Source organism: Pseudonocardia sp. DSM 110487 (assembly GCF_019468565.1).
Taxonomy (GTDB): domain Bacteria; phylum Actinomycetota; class Actinomycetes; order Mycobacteriales; family Pseudonocardiaceae; genus Pseudonocardia.
Window position 1 is genome coordinate 2,756,187 of sequence record NZ_CP080521.1, and the last position, 18,079, is coordinate 2,774,265.

Consider the following 18,079-nt stretch of genomic DNA (forward strand, 5'->3'; position numbering starts at 1 on the left):
CGACGTGATCGTCCCAGCGGAGGCGCCATGAACACCGCGGAGCTGGTCGGACGAGCGCTCGCCGACCTGGGCGTCGGGCATGCCTTCGGGGTGGTGGGCAGCGGCAACTTCCACGTGACGAACGCGCTGCGCGCGGGCGGCGTCCCATACGTCGCGGCGCGGCACGAGGGTGGCGCCGCCACGATGGCCGACGCGTACGCGCGCATCAGCGGGCGCGTCGGCGTGCTCTCGGTGCACCAGGGCTGCGGACTCACCAACGCGCTGACCGGCATCACCGAGGCGGCGAAGAGCCGCACCCCGATGATCGTGCTCGCCGCCGCCACCGGGGCGGGGGCGGTCCGGTCCAACTTCTTCATCGACCAGGACGCGCTGGCCCGCTCGGTGGGCGCGGTGGCCGAGCGGGTGCACTCGCCCGCGACGGCGCTCGCCGACGTCGTTCGCGCGTACCGCACCGCGGTGGAGCAGCGCCGCACCGTCGTGCTCAACCTGCCCCTCGACGTGCAGGCGGCGACCGTGGACGCCGGGCCGGTGCCCGCCGTGCAGCCGCTCGCCCCGGTCCGTCCCGGTGCGGACGCGGTCGAGGCGCTCGCCGGGCTGATTGCGAGGGCGGAGCGGCCGGTGTTCGTCGCAGGCCGCGGTGCCCGGGGTGCGGGTCCGCAGCTGCGGGAGCTGGCGGCCGCCTCGGGGGCGTTGCTCGCCACCTCCGCCGTCGCCGCGGGACTCTTCGCCGACGATCCCTGGTCGCTGGGCATCTCCGGTGGTTTCGCCACCCCCCTTGCCGCCGAGCTGATCTCCGGCGCCGACCTCGTCGTCGGGTGGGGCTGCGCGCTGAACATGTGGACGATGCGCCACGGCGCGCTCATCGGCCCGGAGGCCACCGTCGTACAGGTCGACCTCGATGCCGATGCGATCGGCGCCAACCGGCCGGTGCACCTGGGCGTGCTCGGCGACGTCGGTGCGACGGCGGTGGACGTTCGCGCCGCACTCGACGGACCGCGCACCGGCTACCGCATCCCCCAGGTCGAGACCGCGATCGCCGAGCGCGGCCGCTGGCGCAACGAGCCGTACAAGGACCTGACCGGCGCCGACGGCATCGACCCCCGCACCCTCACGATCGCGCTCGACGACCTCCTGCCGACGGAGCGGACGGTCGCGGTGGATTCGGGCAACTTCATGGGCTACCCCAGCGCCTACCTGCGGGTCCCCGACGAGCACGGCTACTGCCTCACCCAGGGCTTCCAGTCGATCGGGCTGGGGCTGGCCACCGCGATCGGCGCCGCGTGTGCCCGGCCGGACCGGCTCGCCGTCGCGGCGCTGGGCGACGGCGGCGCCCTGATGTCGGCGGCCGAGCTGGAGACCGTCACGCGCCTCGGCCTCGCAATGGTGGTCGTGGTGTACGACGACCGCGGCTACGGCGCCGAGGTGCACCACTTCACGGGGGAGGACCACGCCACGGTCGCGTTCCCGGACACCGACATCGCGGCCATCGGCCGGGGCTACGGCTTCGACGCGGTCACCGTGAACGCGCCCGCGGACCTCGACGCCGTGGCGCACTGGGTGGCCGGGCCCCGCGACGCGCCGCTGCTGGTGCACGCCCGAATCGCCTCCGACGGCGGCTCGTGGTGGCTGGCGGAGGCATTCCGGGGTCATTGAGCCCTAGTGTCGAGCCGGCGGGGCAGCCGTCGGATCCGGTAGCCGTCGTCATGGACGAGGCGGTGATGAAACCGCAGATCAGGTGCGGCGTTCTTGCTGCTTGCGCCACCCGTAGCGGGTCAAGCCGCGCGGCTTGAAGACCGATAACACCGCGGCCGTGAGCAGTACCAGCAGCCCGCCGGCGGAGTGCACCAGCGTGCTGGGTAGCTCCCGTGGGTCGGCCTGTGCCACGGCGAGAGCGGCGAGGCGGCCGACCACCGACGCCTCCTGCAGCAGGATGAGAGTGGCCATTACCGTGAGGACCAGCTTGGCCAGCACCCAGTAGTGCCGAACCAATCCCCACGTTGTGCCCAGCGCGTTGATCGTTCCGATCAGCACGGCAGCCAGCGCGAGCGGGATGATCGCGTATCGCACGATCAGGTCCATCGCGATGTAGGCGCCCCGGACGGTGGTCATGTCCTCGCCTGCGACCGCCACGACATCGAGAGCGAGGTAGGCGACGACCGAACCGAGCCAACCGACCGATGTGGCGACATGGGCGGTGAGTACGGCCTTGCGCAGCCGTGGAGGCATGATCATCCGGCGTCACCGGCCGCTGTGGCCGTCGGTACCGGTTCGGCCAAAGCGTGACGTCCCGGGCCGTGCTGCACCCCGAACAGGGGCAACACGACGAGCAGCAGCAAGAGCAGGGCCCCGATGACGATCAGGGACCATTTCACCCAGCGTGGCATCGCAGGCGGCGATCCACGATCGGCGGCTGCGTCAGCATCATCCGGAGAACGGGGCGGATCAATCACTCGCGACACCTCGCATTCGCAGTTATCGGATATCGCTCGCAGTCCACTCACCCGCTCGTTGGAACGGCGCTAGGCAAAACCCTCACAACGCCCTAACAACACAGCCGGCCATGATGAGCCGGTGCGGGTGCTGGTCGTGGAGGACGAGGCGTTGCTGGCAGACACCATCGCCGGCGGCCTGCGCCGGCACGCCATGGCCGTGGACGTGGTCTACGACGGCGACACCGCCCTCGAGCGTCTCGCAGTCAACGACTACGACGTCGTGGTACTCGACCGCGACCTGCCGATCGTCTCCGGCGACCGGGTCTGCACGGAGCTGGTGAGCTCCGACAACACCACCCGCATCCTCATGCTCACCGCCGCCACAGCGGTCAGCCAGCGCGTCGCCGGGCTCGGCCTCGGCGCCGACGACTACCTGACCAAACCATTCGCGTTCGCCGAGCTGGTCGCGCGCATCCAGGCACTCGGGCGCCGTGCCCGGCCGGCCGCGCCGCCCGTCCTGGAGCGCGGCGGCGTCCGAATGGATACCCACCGCCGCCATGTCCTTCGAGATGGCCAGCCGGTGACGCTGTCGCGTAAGGAGTTCGCGGTCTTGAGCGAGCTCCTGCGTGCCGATGGCGGTGTCGTCTCGGCAGAACTGCTCCTGGAAAAGGCCTGGGACGAACACGCCGATCCGTTCACCAGCGTCGTACGGTTCACCATCATGAACCTGCGGCGCAAACTCGGCGATCCACCGATCATCGAGACCGTCGCCGGTACGGGCTACCGCATCCCATGAGCGTCTGGCGGCGCCCGCTGCCCTCCACGATCCGGGCTCGCATGACGGTGCTCTACGCCGCAGTGTTCTTCGTTGCCGGGGCGGTGCTCGTCGCGCTGATGATGCTCTACCTCGCACACGCCCTCGACGGGCAGATGGCCGCACGGATCGGTGCCGCGGAACAGGCCGTGGAACTCCCGCCACCGGTGCAGCAGGAACTACGCGTCCAGTTCCAGCGGGACCGAGATCACGTGCTCGCCGCCATGCTCACGGCCTCGCTCGCCTCCCTGGGCGCCATCGGAGTCATCGCCGCTGCGCTGGGCTGGTTGGTCGCTGACCGCGCGTTGCGCCCGCTGCAGCAGATCTCCGCAACCGCCCGCCGCACCGCCGATCGCAACCTCCACGAACGAATCGCTCTGACCGGCCGCGACGACGAGATCAAAGATCTCGCCGACGCCATCGACGCCATGCTCGATCGGCTCGACCGCTCGTTCGACAGCCAGCGCCGGTTCGTCGCCAACGCCTCCCACGAACTCCGCACGCCGCTGACCCTCAACCGCACCCTCATCGAGGTCACGCTCGACGACCCACACACCTCCGAGGCCGTCCGGCAGCTGGGCACCACGTTGCTGGCCGTCAACGACCGTCACGAACACCTCATCGACGGCCTGCTCACCCTCGCGAGCAGTGAGCAGCGCATCGCGCAACCCGCCCCTGTCGACCTCGCCGAGATCGCCCGGCATCTCACCAGGGAGCGGCAGGCCGACGCCGACCGCGCCGGCATCGACATCAGTACCGACCTGCGGCCTGCGCCGGTCACCGGCGATCCGGTCCTCTTGGAACGCCTCGCACACAACCTGATCGACAACGCGATCCGCTACAACCGGCGCAGCCACGGCGTGATCACCATCGCGACCGGCACGGTCGATGGCCGCGCCCGCCTCACCGTCGGCAACACCGGCCCAGCAGTGCCCTCCTACGAGATTCCGACGCTGTTCCGGCCGTTCCGGCGGCTTCCCACCACCGAACGACTCGCCGAACCGGTGGGCTCCCGCCACCGCGGAGCGGGCCTCGGCCTGTCCATCGTCGCCGCGGTGGCGCACGCCCACGGCGGCGACGCTCACGCCCAACCCGGCGACGACGGCGGGCTCACGATCCGGGTGGAGATTCCGACCGCGCCGGATCCCTTGGCGGCACACTGATCGCCGTTCTCGCGCAGTTGCAGCCGCTGGCTCTGTTCCGCGATCAGCCGGCGTGCCCTTGGTGATCGGATGTCTGCGCAGCGAACCAGTCGTGCAGGGCATCGAGGACGGCCGGGTCGTCGGTCCGGTACCGGAGTTCGCCGCCATCGGCGCGAGTACCGAATGTGACGTTCAGCCGGGCGAACCCGGCTCGCAGCGTCGCCAGGCCCGGCATCTCCGCTCCGTGGATCTGCGCGGGGTCGCCGAACTCGCCGCGCCCGAAGGCGGCCGCCTCGTCGCGCATGTGCTGCTGGATCAGGTCGATCTGCCGGCGATCAGTGGGATCGTCGGCGACCACGGTCTGCAGCCCGCCATCCGATGTTGGCTCGAAGGTGTGAGTGGTGGCGGCGAGGTCGAAGGGCATGACCTCGGCACTGCGTTCCGCGATGAGCTGCTCACGGCTCGAGCCCGGACTCACAGCGACGACGACGGCCGCGGCGCCGACGATGACCGCTCCAGCAGCGAACAGCACGAGTGCGACGCGACCTGGTCGCCGCCGCAGCAGTGGCAGAGCTGTACTCACGTCAATCCTCCATGCTCCCGGGCTGCGAGGGTCAGCAGCCGAATCGCGTCGACGACCTCGTCCCGCCGGTCGGCGGGCACCGCCTCGAGCAGGGCGGCGAACCGCTTCGCCCTGGCGTCGGCGACATCTGCGGCGACCCGCCGCCCTGCGGACGTCGGAAGGAGTCGCACCGTGCGCCGGTCCGGCCCGTCCGCCCGCTCCACCCAACCCCGCGCGACCAGCCGATCGACCAGGCGGCTCACCGAGCTGCGGTCGAGGCGAAGCCTGTCGACGAGCTCGCGCTGGGTCAGGCCACCGTCGGACACGATCTCGGTGAGGGCGTGCGCATCCGACGGCGCCAGCGGCTGCCCGCACGGCGTCCGGTCGGTCGACAGCAGACCGAATGCCCGAATGAACCCGATCACCTCCTGCTGCAGCCGGGCGGTCGGCGGGACCTGGTGCTCGACATCCACTGATGCAAGGTACATCAGTTGCATTGCACACCGCTAGGCTGACGCCCAACCCTCGCTCCATACGGGTAGGGGGCATTGCGAAGATCGGGTGATTCATCGGCCTGCACCGGACATGACCCTGCTAGTCTTCGCGCCGGATACCCCTACAGGGTATAGGTAGAGGCACCGGCAGAGTTGCTACCGACGGAGAGAGGCTTTCGATGTCGCTCGAGGACCGCGCGCCCGCCCCGCGGGCGGGCCGGCGGGAATGGCTGGGCCTGGCGGTCCTGGTGCTCCCGTCCACGCTGCTGTTCATGATGTTGACGATCCTGTTCCTGGCCATCCCGCACCTGGCCCGGGAGCTTCAGCCGAGCAGCGCCCAACTGCTGTGGATCCTCGACATCTACGGGTTCCTGATGGCCGGCTTCCTGGTCGCCATGGGCACCCTTGCGGACCGGATCGGGCGCCGCCGTCTGCTCATGGCCGGGGCGGCTGTGTTCGGCATCGTCTCGGTGGTCGCTGCCTACACGAACGACCCCGGAATGATGATCGTCTGGCGGGCGGTGCTCGGTGTCGCGGCCGCCACCCAGATGCCCGCGACCCTCGGCCTGATCTTCGCGATCTTCCACGACGCGCGCCAGCGCGGTGTCGCCATCGGCGCGTGGGCGGGCGGCATCTCCGCCGGGGTCGCCCTCGGGCCGCTGCTCAGCGGGATCCTGCTGGAACTGTTCTCGTGGCGGGCAACCTTCCTCGTCGCCACTCCGGTGATGGCAGTGGTGCTCATCGGAGCACCACTGCTGCTGCCCGAGCACCGCGACCCGAATCCCGGCCGGCTCGACCTGATCAGCGTCCTGCTCCTGCTGGCGACCGTGCTGCCGTTCATCTACGGCATCAAGTCGATCGCTCAGGATGGCTCGGTGCCGGTCGCGCTCGCGTCGATCGTGGCGGGTGTGCTGTTCGGGGTGCTGTTCACACTGCGGCAGCTGCGCTCGGCAAGCCCGTTGTTGGACGTGCGGTTGTTCGCCAACCGCACGATCCGCGGTGCGCTCACCGTTTTCGTCCTTGCGGCCACCGGGCTGGGCGGGGTGTATTTCCTGTTCACCCAGTACCTGCAGCTCGTCGTGGGACTGTCGCCGATGCAGACCGCACTGGCGATTCTGCCCGGTGCGCTCGTGCTGATCGCCGTCTCCACCTTCTCTCCCGTCTTGGCGCGCCGCGTGCGACCGGGAAACGTGATCGCGATCGGGCTGGGTGTGCAGGTCATCGGGTACCTGCTGCTCACGCTGGTCGACAGCACGTCCGGGCTCCCGCTGCTGATCGCCGGGTTCGTCGTCCTCTACCCCGCCGTCGCACCGTCGATGGCGCTCACCACCGATCTCGTCGTGGGCTCGGTCCCGCCGGAGAAGGCCGGCGCCGCGTCCGGCCTGAGCACCACCGCGAGCGACCTGGGGATCTCACTCGGTGTTGCGGTCATCGGCAGCATCGGCGCGGCTGTCTACCGCGGCGCGATGGCGCAGTCGATGCCCGCGGGGCTGCCGCCGGAGGTCAGCACGTCAGCCGGTGACACGATCGCCGGGGCTGTGGAGGTGGCTGGCCGCCTCCCGGCCGACGTCGCCGGCGAGGTCGTCGCCGCGGCGCGCACGGCGTTCACGAGCGGGTTGAACGTGGGCGCGGTCACCGCCGCGGGGATCGCCGCCGTCGCGGCGGTGCTGGCCGCGACGCAGCTGCGCCACGTGGCACCTACCGGATCCCCCGCACCCACCGGCGGGGCACCCGCGAACCGCAAGCCGACGCCGCACCGGCAGGAAGGGTGACCGATGGAGACCGCCGTGGCCTTGCGTCTGGGTGCCCGATGCGTCCACATCGTGTCGCACCCGCCGGCGGAGCCCTTCTACCGGTCGCTCGGCGCACTGCGGGTGGGCGAGGTGGTCCCGTTCGGGCGGATCGCCTGGCCCCGCCCGCTGCTGCGGCTCGACATCGCGCCGCCGGGTATGTCCGGCTTCATCATGACGAAGTAGGCGTAGCGTTCGTCCAGCTCGTCCTCCGGAACCAGTTCGACGTACCGGGGCTCGAACCCGCAACGCACGGCCAGCTCCCAGAAGTCGTGGATCGGGTAGGTGGTCGTGTTCCCGGGGCTGAACCGGTAGGACAGCCGGCGCGGGCGGGTACGCCAGGCCCCGGTGTCGTACTTGATCTGGACCAGCGCCAGTCCGCCGGGAGCGAGCAGCTCCTGCGCGATGTGCAGGATTCGTTCCCCGTAGGCGGGACTCGGGATCAGCTCGAAGACGTAGACGCACAGGAACACGTCGCACGGCTCGGTGATGTCGCGGAGGGCTGCCTCCGGATCCCGCACGTCCACGAGCACCGGGCGGAACGGTGTGTCGCATCGAGCTGTGACCTGCCGGGCACATTCCTGGAGGCTCTCGGACGACACATCGACACCGATGAACTCCCGAGCGACCGGCGCGATCTGCACGGCGTTCGCGCCGCCGCCGCATCCCCACTCCACGACCCGGCCGAAAGCCGGTTCCGCATCGAGCAGTCGGGCCGCCCGGCGCAGCATGCCGAGATGGCGCACGCCGATCCGCGTCCACAGGTCACCTTCGGCGAACCTGGCGGTGCTCTTCCAGTGTGAGCCGCGGCCATGGTGCGACTCGGTCCAGTAGCGCTGCGAGGCGGACTCGATCGCCGCCTCGGGCTGCCGGACGCCCATGCTCTGCAGGACTCGGAGGAGACCTCCGTGGGCGGTCCTCCACGCTGCCTGGATGGACGGTGTCAGCCCGCCGGTCACGCGGACCACCTGGCCAGGTATCGGTCCCCGCACGTACCGGTGACATGGCAGAACGTTCTCTCGAGAGTCATCGTCGTCGTCCCTGTGAACAGAACGCACGCAGCGGGCACGACGTGGCAAGCACGAGGTGCACGGCGTGCGCGGAGCGGATGGAGGCTCCCCCGCGCACGTGGGCAGGGCGCGTTCAGCGACCGCGCGGCGAGGAGGAGGTGTCAGGCAAGCGCGAGGTTCGGCGGACCTCGTCGCGCCGCCTGGATGCTCCAGCCGCACCAGCGCAGCATCGATCCGTGGCGCCGGCCGGACCGGCGGGCCGGGGTGCGCACGTGCGCCGGGGGCGGTGGCCCGGAGACGAGCAGCAGCCGCACGGGTCGGCGTAGCGCGGTGAGCAACAGTTGTGCGATGCGCCCGCTCGTTGCGACGGCGATGACGATGGCCGCGGACACCGCGAGCTGCATCGCGGTGCCCGGTCCGTCGGTGAGGAGCATGTGCAGCAGCCCGCCCGACGCATGGTGCGTCACGCCCGTGTCGAGCTTGGCCGTCGCGTGCAGCACGGGCTGCGCCACGACCGCGCCCGACACGACCGACACGAGCCCCTCGCGCCGCCCGCCGAGCTGCAGACGCAGGGCGGCCACCGCGAGGGCCACCAACGCGAGCGCGACGGTGTGCGTCGGGTGCTCGCCGGCGAGCACGTCGAACGTGATCGCGGCGACGAAAGTGACGATTGCGCCGATCACGAGCGGCAGCCGACTGCCGATCTCGGCCCGACCGGGCCGGGCACGACGCGAGGCGTGGCGCGCTACGGCCATCCGCCTCGCCTCCTCCGAACGTGGACCCCGGATGGTTCCACCGTCGGAGCGAGCATGCACGCGCTGCGCTGTGACGAGGCTGAAGCAGCCGCACGGGGCGCGCGGATGTTCAGGCGCAGGCCTCGGCGATCGCGGCGGTGTCCCAGTAGAACGGCCAGACCTCGGCGATGCGCCCTTGGGCGACGCGCACCGTCTGCAGGATCGGGAACTCCAGCTTCCGGCCGGTCGCGCGGGCCGTGGCGCGCACCTCGGTGCGCACGACGACGACGTCGCCCGCGGGGTGGAACTCCTGGTCCAGCATCTCGAACGACTCCCAGGCCGCGCTCATCGCCACGAAGAACCGCTCCATCCCGGCGTGCCCGCGCCACGTCCCGCCGTAGGGCAGCGCATCGGCCTGGTGCAGCACCACGTCGGGGGCGAAGAACGGCGCCAGCGGCTCGAAGCTCGCGCGCCCCGGCCCGCCGGCGTCCAGGTAGACCTGCTCGGCCGCGTACATGCCCTTCAGCACCGTCAGTGCGTCGTCGGTCATGCGGCCGAGTCTCGCCGTCGGAGCCCGCGGCGGCTGGCGGAGTTCAGCCCTTGATGCCGGTCTCCGCCACGCCCTGCACGAGGTAGCGCTGCAGGAACACGAACACCAGCACCAGCGGCACGATCGAGATCAGCGCGGCCATGAACACCTGGTGCAGGTTGATCGTCTGCGCCGTCATCAACGTCGAGAGCGACACCTGCACCGTCCACATCGACCGGTCCTGCCCGACGACGAGCGGCCACAGGAACTGGTTCCACGAGGCGATCACCGTGATGACCGAGATGGCCGCGAAGAACCCGAGCGAGTTCGGCACGACGATCCGCCAGAACACGCCGAGGTAGCCAAGGCCGTCGATGCGGCCTGCCTCTTCCAGCTCGCGCGGGAAGTTGAGGAAGTACTGGCGGAAGAGGAACGCGGTGAACCCGCTGAACAGCACCGGGACGATGATCCCCTGGTAGGAGTTCACCCACCCCAGCCGGGACACGATGATGAAGCTCGGCACGAACGTCACCGCGGGCGGCACCATCAGCGTCAGCAGCACTGCGTAGAAGATCGGCGTCGCGTACCGGAACGGGATGCGGGCCAGCGCGTACCCCGCCATGGACGAGAGCAGCACCGTGCCGGCCGTCTGCGCGACCGCGATGACCGCCGAGTTGAACAGGCTCCGCGCGAAGTTGGCCGACGAATCCTCGAAGACCTCTTCGACGTTGCCCCACCGCAGCGAGCCCGGGAAGAGCGTCCAGTCGACGCCGGTGATCTCCCGGTCGGTCGCCAGCGCGTTGCGCAGCATCAGGTAGAACGGCAGCAGGAACAGCACGGTCGCGACGACCAGCGCGCCGTACCGCGCCACGGTCACGGAAACCCGGGACTGCCTCATGTCTCGGCCTTCCCGAATCCGTAGATGCGGCTCTGCGCCAGCGTCACCAGCACGATCAGGGCGGCGAGGATCATCGCGCCCGCGCTGCCGTGGCCGTAGTCCTGGTTGCCCTGCGCGGTGTAGTAGAGGTAGACGAGCGGCGGCCGGGCGAGCGAGCTGTTGCCAAGCAGGTTGTAGAACTCGTCGAACGCCTGGTAGGCCGCGACCAGGTTGAGCAGGAGCACCGCCACCGACGTCGTCCGCAGCTGCGGCAGGGTGATGTGGCGGAACGTCTGCCAGCCGGCCTTGGCCCCGTCGACGTAGGCGGCCTCGTAGAGCTCGGGGGAGATCCGCTGCAGCCCGGCGAGGAACAGGATGATGTAGAAGCCGAGCTGCAGCCACAGCCGCACCGTGGCGATCACGAGCCAGTACCACGGCGGGCTCACCGACGACAGCCACGCGATGTTCTCCACCCCGAACACCGAGAGCACCTGGTTGGCCAGCCCGAACCGCACACCGTTGAAGATCGACAGCTTCCAGATCAGCGATGCCACCACGTAGGAGCACGCGGTGGGCAGGAAGAAGGCCGACCGGAAGAACGCCCGCGCCACCGTGATCTGGTTGAGCAGCACCGCGAGCAGCAGCGACAGCACGAACGTCAGCGGCACGATGATCGCGGCGAAGATCGTGAAGGTCCAGAGGCTGTCGAGGAACGGGCCGGGGCCGAGCAGGTCGAGGTAGTTCTGGATTCCGATGAACTCGCGCGGCTGCACCGTGTTCTGCGCCCGGTTGAAGCTGAGAACGAAGCTCCAGGCGATCGGCAGGTACACGAACACGACCAGGCCCGCGAGGAACGGCCCCATGAAGAGCCAGAACGCGGGCGTCGCCCCCATGCTCCCGCGGCGTCGCAGCCGGGCGCCGGCCGCGTGACGGGGCGCAGGCGGTGCCTCGACGGAACTCACGCCGAGAGGCGGGCCAGTTCCGCCTCGACCGCCTGCTGCGCCTTCGCGAGCTCGGCGTCGATGTCGCCGCCGCCGCGCACGATGGCGGTGGCGGCATCGGCGAACGCGGACTTCATCTTCGGGGTCCACATCGGGTTCGGCGCCACCGCCGACTCGTTGAAGATGCGCAGGGCCTCAGCCGCGACCCCTTCCTGCAGCTTCTGGGCGCGCGCAGCGAGGCTCTTGCGCGGCGGGATGTGGAAGCCGTACGAGAGGTTGAAATCCTCCTGCGCCTCGGCGTTGTCGATCCACAACCACTTGACGAAGTCCTTGGCCAGGTCGACGTCCCGCGCCTTGGCGCTGACGAAGGAGGTCCAGCCGCCGAGGAAGGTGACCGGCTTGCCGACGGTCGCGCTCAGCGCGGGCCACGGCACGATGCCGAAGTCGTCTCCAAAGGCCTCTTCGATCTTCGGCATCGCCCAGAGCCCGCACCACTGCATGGCGGCGAGCTCCTGGGTGAATGCCGACGGGTCCCAGAAGTCGGTGGGCGCCCCGAGCAGGATCGAACCGCTCTCGGCGAGCTCGCGCAGCTTGCGGAAGGAGTCCTTCGCCTCCGGCGTGGTGAAGCCGATCTGGCCGTCTGCGGTGATGTTCGCCGTGCCTGCCGACCACAGCACGAGGTCGAGCAGCGCACCGCCGCCGAACGCAGGGGTAACCCCGGCGTCGTTGCCGATGAACAGGCCCTTGACGCCGTCCCGGTTCAGCGCGCGGGAGGCGTCGATCAGCTCGTCCATCGTGGTGGGTGGCTGCACGCCCGCCGCGGCGAGGAGGCTCTTGCGGTAGTAGAGGAAGCCGGTGTCGTCGACGATCTTCACGCCGTAGATCGAGCCGTCGAGCGACGTGGCCGTGATGTCGGTGTCGGTGTAGTCGCCCCGCACCGGGCCGACGATGTCGTCGAGGGGGACGATCTGCCCGCTGCGGACCATGTCGACGTTGAGCTGGTACTCGAAGACGTCCGGGCCGCTGTCGGACAGCAGCCCCGACGACAGCTTCGACTCGTAGTCGCCCGGCGTCCACTGCACCTCGACGGCGGCCCGTTCGTAGCCCTGGGCGTAGCGCTGCACCGCCTGTTCGGTGCCCGACTCGCCGTAGAGGTGGTACCACTGCTTGAGCGTCGGCTTCCCGCCCCCGGACCCGCCGCCGCTGTCCAGGCCGCCGGTGTCGCCTCCGCACGCCGCGAGCGCGCCGCCGACGCCGAGCGCACCCACGAGGGACAGGAACGTGCGGCGGGTGGACACCGGCAGGTGGGACATGTCCGCAGGCATGCGTGGACCTCTCGTCGTCGCTGACGGGGGGCGGAAAGCCTTTACTGGTGATCGACGCTATGACCGCCGTCACACGGGTGTCAATGGGTCATGACCGGCGATACCGGAGCGTGACGATCCGGAACGGGCGCAGCCGCAGCGTGCCGTCGGCGGACAGGGAGACCGGCTCGGTGAGGGGTCGCTCCATGAGGTCCGTCTCGACCACCCCCGAGTGCTCGAAGCCGGCCGTGATCCGGGCGCTCGCCCGCCCGCCGTGCGCCTCGTAGAGCCGCACGACGACGTCGCCGCTGCCGTCCTCGGCGAGCTTGACGGCCTCGACGACCACGGCCGGGGAGTCGACGCTCACGAGCGGGGCGATCGGCGAGCTGCCGCGGACGGTGCGCAGCGGCAGGTTCAGCCGGTAGCCCTCGGCGACGGCATCGGCGATGCCGGCGCCGACGCGCAGGGACACCCGCAACCGGTGCTCGCCCTGGTCGGCGGTCGGGTCGGGGAAGAGCGGAGCGCGCAGCAGCGAGAGCCGCACCACCGTGGTCGTGCCCCCGTCCGGTCGCGTGGAGCGGGTGACGTCGTGGCCGTAGGTCGAGTCGTTCGCGACGGCCACGCCGTAGCCGGGCTCGCCGACGTGCACCCAGCGGTGGGCGACGGTCTCGAACCGGGCGGCGTCCCACGAGGTGTTGGTGTGGATCGGCCGGTGCAGGTGCCCGAACTGGATCTCCGACGTCGCCCGCTCGGCGTGCACGTCGACCGGGAAGGCGAGCTTGAGCAGCTTCTGCCGCTCGTGCCAGTCGACATGCGTGTCGACGTCGATCGACGCAGCCCCTGCCGCGAGCGACACGACCTGCGTGATCGTCGACGCGCCCGCCTTGCGCACGATCCGCACGGCAGCCCGCTCCGGCCCGCGCTCGAGGACCGACAGCTCGGCGACGTCGACGAGGTCGCGGCCGTGGCGGCGGTAGTGCTCGTCGATGTCCCACGCGTCCCACTGCGTGGGGGTGTCGCGGTGCAGTTGCAGCAGGTTCGCGGCCGCGCCCGGCGGTACCAGCTCGCGGTCGGCGGCGACGTCGTACACGGAGGTGAGCAGGCCCCGCCGGTCGATCACGGCGCGGACGACGCCGTTGTCCAGCACCGTGCCGTCGCTCTCCTCGACGCGCACCGGCGTGGCGACCGCGGTGATCGAGCCGCCGCCCAGTGCGGGCACGCCGTCGACGGGGTACGGCCCCGCGTTGACGGCCACCGCGCCGTCCCCGTCTCCTGCGAGGGCGGCGAGCGAGCGGGCGATCACACCTTCGAGCTCCTCCGCGACCCGGGCGTAGTTGCGCTCGGCCTCCTGGTGCACCCACGCGATCGAGGTGCCGGGCAGGATGTCGTGGAACTGCTGCAGCAGCACCGTGTGCCAGCAGCGCTCCAGCACGTCGGCGGGGTAGGGCAGGTCCGTGCGGACGGCCGCCGTCGTCGCCCACAGCTCGGCTTCGCGCAGCAGGTGCTCGCTGCGGCGGTTGCCCCGCTTCGTGCGGGCCTGCGACGTGTAGGTGCCGCGGTGGAACTCCAGGTACAGCTCGCCCGTCCACACGGGTGGCCGCGGGTACTCGGCCTCTGCGGTGGAGAAGAACTCGGCGGGCGTCGTCATCCGGACGGTTGGTGAGCCCTCCAGCGACTTCGTGCGAGCCGCGGCCGCGAGCATCTCGCGGGTGGGCCCGCCGCCGCCGTCGCCCCAGCCGAACGGCACGAGCGAGGTGTTGGCACGCCCCTTCTCGGCGTACTGGCGTTGCGCGCGGGCCAGCTCGTGCTGGGACAGCTCGGAGTTGTAGGTGTCGATCGGCGGGAAGTGCGTGAACACCTGGGTGCCGTCGATGCCCTCCCAGCGGAACGTGTGGTGTGGCATCACGTTCGTCTCGTTCCACGAGATCTTCTGGGTGAGGAACCAGCGGGACCCGGCGGCCTTGATGAGCTGCGGGAGCGCGGCGGTGTAGCCGAAGGAGTCGGGCAGCCACACTTCGAGGGGCTCGACGCCCAGCTGCTCCATGAAGAACCGCTTGCCGGCCACGAACTGGCGGGCCAGTGCCTCACCGCCGGGCATGTTGGTGTCGGACTCCACCCACATACCGCCGACGGGCACGAACCGGCCCTCGGCCACGCGCCGCTTGACGCGCTCGAACAGCTCCGGCTGGTGCTCCTGCAGCCACGCGTACTGCTGGGCCGATGACGCGGCGAACACGAACTCGTCGTCGGTGTCCATCAGGTCCAGGACGTTCGCGAACGTCCTGGCGACCTTGCGGACGGTCTCGCGCACCGGCCACAGCCACGCCGAGTCGATGTGGGCGTGGCCGACCGCGTGCAGCCGGTGCGCGCTCGGCCACGCGGGGCTCGCCAGTACGTCCGCGAGCTCGGCGCGGCCCAGCTCGGCGGTGCCCGCCACGTCGTCCGGGTCGACGGCGTCGACGGCCCGCTCCAGCGCTCGCAGCACCTCGGCGCGCCGCGGCAGGTCCGCAGGCAGCTCGGCGACCAGCCCTGCCAGCGTCCAGACGTCCTGCGCCAGCTCCCAGACCGGCACGTCGAGGAGCGCGATGTCGGCGGTGACGAGCCGGTAGAGCGGGTCGTCGCCCGCCGTGGCCGGATCGCCCATCCTGGTCGGGGCGTAGGTCCAGTCGGCCGCGACGCCCGGGTTGGACGCCGCCTCGACGTACATGTCGACGGCGGATCCCGGGCCGCCCGCGATCCGGACCTGCGCGTTGCGCGGCTCGACAGCGGCCACGACCACACCGTCGGGGGTGTAGGCGAGCCCTTCGGACTGGAACCCGGGCTGCACGCCGGCGAACCCGAGGTCGATGGCGAGCTCGGGGCGCGTGCCCGGGTCGGTCCAGCCGGCCGGCACCGTGCCGGTGGCGTGGAACCAGACCGTGCCCCACGGCCTGCCCCACGGCGAGCCGACGTCGAACGGCGTGAACTCCTGCCGCACCGCATCGGCGAAGGGCACCGGTTCGCCGGGCGCCGTCCACGCGGTGACCTCGAGCGGCACTCGCTCGCGGTACATCGCCGGGACGAGCCGCTCGCGGACGAACCGGGCGATCCGCTGCTGGACCAGCTTCGAGTCATCGTGCACGGGATTAATCCCATCTGTGGAGTAAATGCGCTGTCAAGAGCGGAGCGGGGAAACGGCAGGCGTTCTGTCGGGTTCAGGCGGTACCATCGATCGCGTCCCACCGGCAGAGGCAGAAAGCAGGCGGCACACCCCTTGACCCATCCGGATTCCGTCCAGTCCCGAATGGCCGTTCCGGACGCCGCTCTGCTCGCGCTGCTGGGCTCGCGCGACGAGAGCCTGCGCGTCGCCGAGGAGATGCTCGAGGCCGACGTCCACGTGCGTGGCAACGAGCTCACCCTCACCGGGATCCCGGCCGATGTGGCCTTCGCCGAGCGCGTCTTCACCGAGCTGATCATGCTGGCCGAGCGAGGCCAGCAGGTCTCGCCCGACGCTGTTCGGCGCACCGTGCAGATGCTCGGCGACGGTGAGGCCGACGAGCGCGCCCGCATCGGCGAGTCGCCTGCCGAAGTGCTCTCGCTCGACATCCTCTCGCGGCGCGGCAAGACGATCCGGCCCAAGACGCTCAACCAGAAGCGCTACGTCGACTCGATCGACGCCCACACCATCGTCTTCGGCATCGGCCCCGCGGGTACGGGCAAGACCTACCTCGCCATGGCCAAGGCCGTGCAGGCGCTGCAGGCCAAGATGGTCAACCGGATCATCCTCACGCGCCCGGCCGTCGAGGCGGGGGAGCGGCTGGGCTACCTGCCCGGCACGCTCTACGAGAAGATCGACCCGTACCTGCGTCCGTTGTACGACGCGCTGCACGACATGCTCGACCCGGAGTCGATCCCGAAGCTCATCGCCGCGGGCACCATCGAGGTGGCGCCGCTTGCCTACATGCGTGGCCGCTCGCTGAACGACGCCTTCATCATCCTCGACGAGGCGCAGAACACCACGCCCGAGCAGATGAAGATGTTCCTCACCCGGCTCGGCTTCGGCTCGAAGATCGTGGTCACCGGTGACATCACGCAGGTCGACCTGCCCGGCGGCACCCGCTCCGGGCTGAACGTCGTCCGCGAGATCCTCGGCGACGTCGACGACGTGCACTTCGCGCAGCTGACCAGCACCGACGTCGTGCGCCACCGGCTCGTCGCCGACATCGTCGACGCCTACGCCCGCTGGGACGCGAGCAGCGAGCGCCCCAACCTGCGGGCCGCGGCGCCGCGCAACGGCCCGCCGCAGGACCACCGCAGGCGCAACCGCCGCTGACCGGAGGTCAGCGGCGGTCGGCGGGCGGACTCAGTTGCCGACGCCGAGGCCGGACATGAACGCCGACGGGTAGCGGTCGCCGCGCGCCGCTCCGGCGGGCACCGCCTTCTCGATCTCGGCGAGGTCGTCCGCGGTGAGGTCCAGCTCCGCCGCGGGCAGCGCCTCCGTCAGCCGCTCTCGGGTGCGGGCGCCGACCAGCGGCACGACGTCGCCTGCGTCGGAGCCCTGCGCGGCCACCCAGGCGATGGCCAGCTGGGCGACGGTGCAACCCTTCGCCTCCGCGATGCGGCGCACCGCCTCCACCAAGGCGAGGTTGTGCTCCACGTTCTCGCTGGAGAACCGCGGGCTGATGGCGCGCATGTCGCCGGGGCCTGCGACGTGGCCTGCGCTCCAGTGCCCGGAGATGAGGCCGCGGCCAAGGACCCCGTACGCGGTCAGGCCGATGCCCAGCTCCCGCAGGGTGGCAGGACCTCGGCCTCCACGGCGCGGGACAGCAGCGAGTACTCGACCTGCAGGTCGGCCACCGGGTGCACGGCGTGGGCCCGACGGATCGTCGCCGCGTCGACCTCCGAGAGGCCGAGGTGGCGCACGTACCCGGCGTCGATCATCTCCTTGACCGCGCCCACCGTCTCCTCGATCGGCACCGCCGGGTCCAGCCGGGCCGGGCGGTAGATGTCGATGTGGTCGACGCCGAGTCGGGTCAGCGAGTAGGCCAGGAAGTACCGCACCGCCTCGGGGCGGTTGTCCTGCGGGCCGATCACGTACCCCGGCCCGCGCATCTGGCCGAACTTGACGCTCAGCACGTAGCTGTCCCGATCCCGCCCGTGCAGTGCTTCGGCCAGCAGCAGCTCGTTGTGGCCCATGCCGTAGAAGTCGCCGGTGTCGATCAGCGTGACGCCGGCCTCCAGTGCGGCGTGCACGGTGGCGATGCTCTCCGCACGGTCGGCCGGGCCGTACGCGCCCGACATGCCCATCGCGCCAAGGCCCAGTGCTGAGACGACCGGACCGGTGCGGCCGAGGGTTCGTGTCTGAATCATGTCCCCACTGTGTGCGGGTGGGACGCGTCGCGGGAGCGGAGCGTTCATCATGGGAGAGCCGCTCCCTGGATCGGGCCGCCTGTCGCGGGGAGCATGGGGTC

General features: G+C 70.7%; 15 protein-coding genes and 1 pseudogene. 5 read left to right on the forward strand and 11 right to left on the reverse strand.

Going from position 1 to position 18,079, the window contains the following annotated elements; translation table 11 throughout:
• The first annotated feature begins 27 nt into the window (after positions 1-27).
• Positions 28-1,653: a thiamine pyrophosphate-binding protein gene (locus tag K1T35_RS12635; RefSeq protein ID WP_220260356.1), complete on the forward strand. Its 1,626-nt coding sequence runs from the start codon at positions 28-30 to the stop codon at positions 1,651-1,653.
• A gap of 78 nt (positions 1,654-1,731) precedes the next feature.
• Here the strand turns inward: K1T35_RS12635 and K1T35_RS12640 are convergent, their stop codons facing one another.
• Positions 1,732-2,232, reverse strand: coding sequence for a DUF2269 domain-containing protein (locus K1T35_RS12640; protein ID WP_255621820.1), 501 nt, complete (start codon positions 2,230-2,232; stop codon positions 1,732-1,734).
• Positions 2,233-2,571: 339 nt separating this feature from the next.
• Here K1T35_RS12640 and K1T35_RS12645 point away from each other — a divergent pair, with 339 nt between their 5' ends.
• The gene (locus K1T35_RS12645) at positions 2,572-3,228 is read left to right on the forward strand and encodes a response regulator transcription factor (protein WP_220260357.1); all 657 of its coding nucleotides are present in this window, start codon (positions 2,572-2,574) and stop codon (positions 3,226-3,228) included.
• A 41-nt stretch (positions 3,229-3,269) separates the two neighbouring features.
• Positions 3,270-4,409 carry a cell wall metabolism sensor histidine kinase WalK gene (locus K1T35_RS12650; RefSeq protein WP_220260358.1) on the forward strand — a complete coding sequence of 380 codons (1,140 nt, stop codon included), beginning with the start codon at positions 3,270-3,272 and terminating at the stop codon, positions 4,407-4,409.
• 43 nt (positions 4,410-4,452) lie between these two features.
• Here the strand turns inward: K1T35_RS12650 and K1T35_RS12655 are convergent, their stop codons facing one another.
• The gene (locus K1T35_RS12655) at positions 4,453-4,971 is read right to left on the reverse strand and encodes a hypothetical protein (RefSeq protein ID WP_220260359.1); all 519 of its coding nucleotides are present in this window, start codon (positions 4,969-4,971) and stop codon (positions 4,453-4,455) included.
• Positions 4,968-5,423, reverse strand: a complete 456-nt coding sequence (locus K1T35_RS12660) for a MarR family winged helix-turn-helix transcriptional regulator (RefSeq protein WP_220260360.1) — start codon at positions 5,421-5,423, stop codon at positions 4,968-4,970. The genes K1T35_RS12655 and K1T35_RS12660 overlap by 4 nt, the downstream gene beginning before the upstream one ends.
• Before the next feature lie 200 nt (positions 5,424-5,623).
• Between K1T35_RS12660 and K1T35_RS12665 the strand changes: the two genes are divergently transcribed.
• Complete coding sequence (locus K1T35_RS12665; protein ID WP_220260361.1) at positions 5,624-7,216, forward strand: MFS transporter; 1,593 nt, start codon at positions 5,624-5,626, stop codon at positions 7,214-7,216.
• Positions 7,217-7,293: 77 nt separating this feature from the next.
• Here K1T35_RS12665 and K1T35_RS12670 read toward each other — a convergent pair whose 3' ends face one another.
• The 7 genes from K1T35_RS12670 to K1T35_RS12700 all read right to left on the reverse strand — a co-directional run bounded on the left by K1T35_RS12670 (position 7,294) and on the right by K1T35_RS12700 (position 15,750).
• A complete protein-coding gene (locus K1T35_RS12670; RefSeq protein ID WP_255621821.1) occupies positions 7,294-8,193 on the reverse strand; it encodes a cyclopropane-fatty-acyl-phospholipid synthase family protein in 900 nt (299 codons plus the stop codon).
• A gap of 212 nt (positions 8,194-8,405) precedes the next feature.
• A complete protein-coding gene (locus K1T35_RS12675) occupies positions 8,406-8,999 on the reverse strand; it encodes a hypothetical protein (RefSeq protein WP_220260362.1) in 594 nt (197 codons plus the stop codon).
• Positions 9,000-9,108: 109 nt separating this feature from the next.
• Positions 9,109-9,528 (reverse strand): nuclear transport factor 2 family protein, encoded by a 420-nt coding sequence (locus tag K1T35_RS12680; protein ID WP_255621822.1) that lies wholly within the window; start codon positions 9,526-9,528, stop codon positions 9,109-9,111.
• A gap of 43 nt (positions 9,529-9,571) precedes the next feature.
• Positions 9,572-10,405: a carbohydrate ABC transporter permease gene (locus tag K1T35_RS12685; protein ID WP_220260363.1), complete on the reverse strand. Its 834-nt coding sequence runs from the start codon at positions 10,403-10,405 to the stop codon at positions 9,572-9,574.
• Positions 10,402-11,277, reverse strand: coding sequence for a carbohydrate ABC transporter permease (locus K1T35_RS12690; RefSeq protein WP_220262558.1), 876 nt, complete (start codon positions 11,275-11,277; stop codon positions 10,402-10,404). The genes K1T35_RS12685 and K1T35_RS12690 overlap by 4 nt, the downstream gene beginning before the upstream one ends.
• 65 nt (positions 11,278-11,342) lie before the next feature.
• On the reverse strand, positions 11,343-12,650 hold the full coding sequence (locus K1T35_RS12695) for an ABC transporter substrate-binding protein (RefSeq protein WP_220260364.1): 1,308 nt from the start codon (positions 12,648-12,650) through the stop codon (positions 11,343-11,345).
• Positions 12,651-12,738: 88 nt separating this feature from the next.
• Positions 12,739-15,750 carry a glycoside hydrolase family 38 C-terminal domain-containing protein gene (locus K1T35_RS12700; RefSeq protein WP_220260365.1) on the reverse strand — a complete coding sequence of 1,004 codons (3,012 nt, stop codon included), beginning with the start codon at positions 15,748-15,750 and terminating at the stop codon, positions 12,739-12,741.
• A gap of 132 nt (positions 15,751-15,882) precedes the next feature.
• Here K1T35_RS12700 and K1T35_RS12705 point away from each other — a divergent pair, with 132 nt between their 5' ends.
• Positions 15,883-16,941 carry a PhoH family protein gene (locus K1T35_RS12705; protein WP_255621823.1) on the forward strand — a complete coding sequence of 353 codons (1,059 nt, stop codon included), beginning with the start codon at positions 15,883-15,885 and terminating at the stop codon, positions 16,939-16,941.
• Positions 16,942-16,971: 30 nt separating this feature from the next.
• Here K1T35_RS12705 and K1T35_RS12710 read toward each other — a convergent pair.
• Positions 16,972-17,978 (reverse strand): annotated as a pseudogene (locus tag K1T35_RS12710) (aldo/keto reductase).
• Between the last annotated feature and the right edge of the window lie 101 nt (positions 17,979-18,079).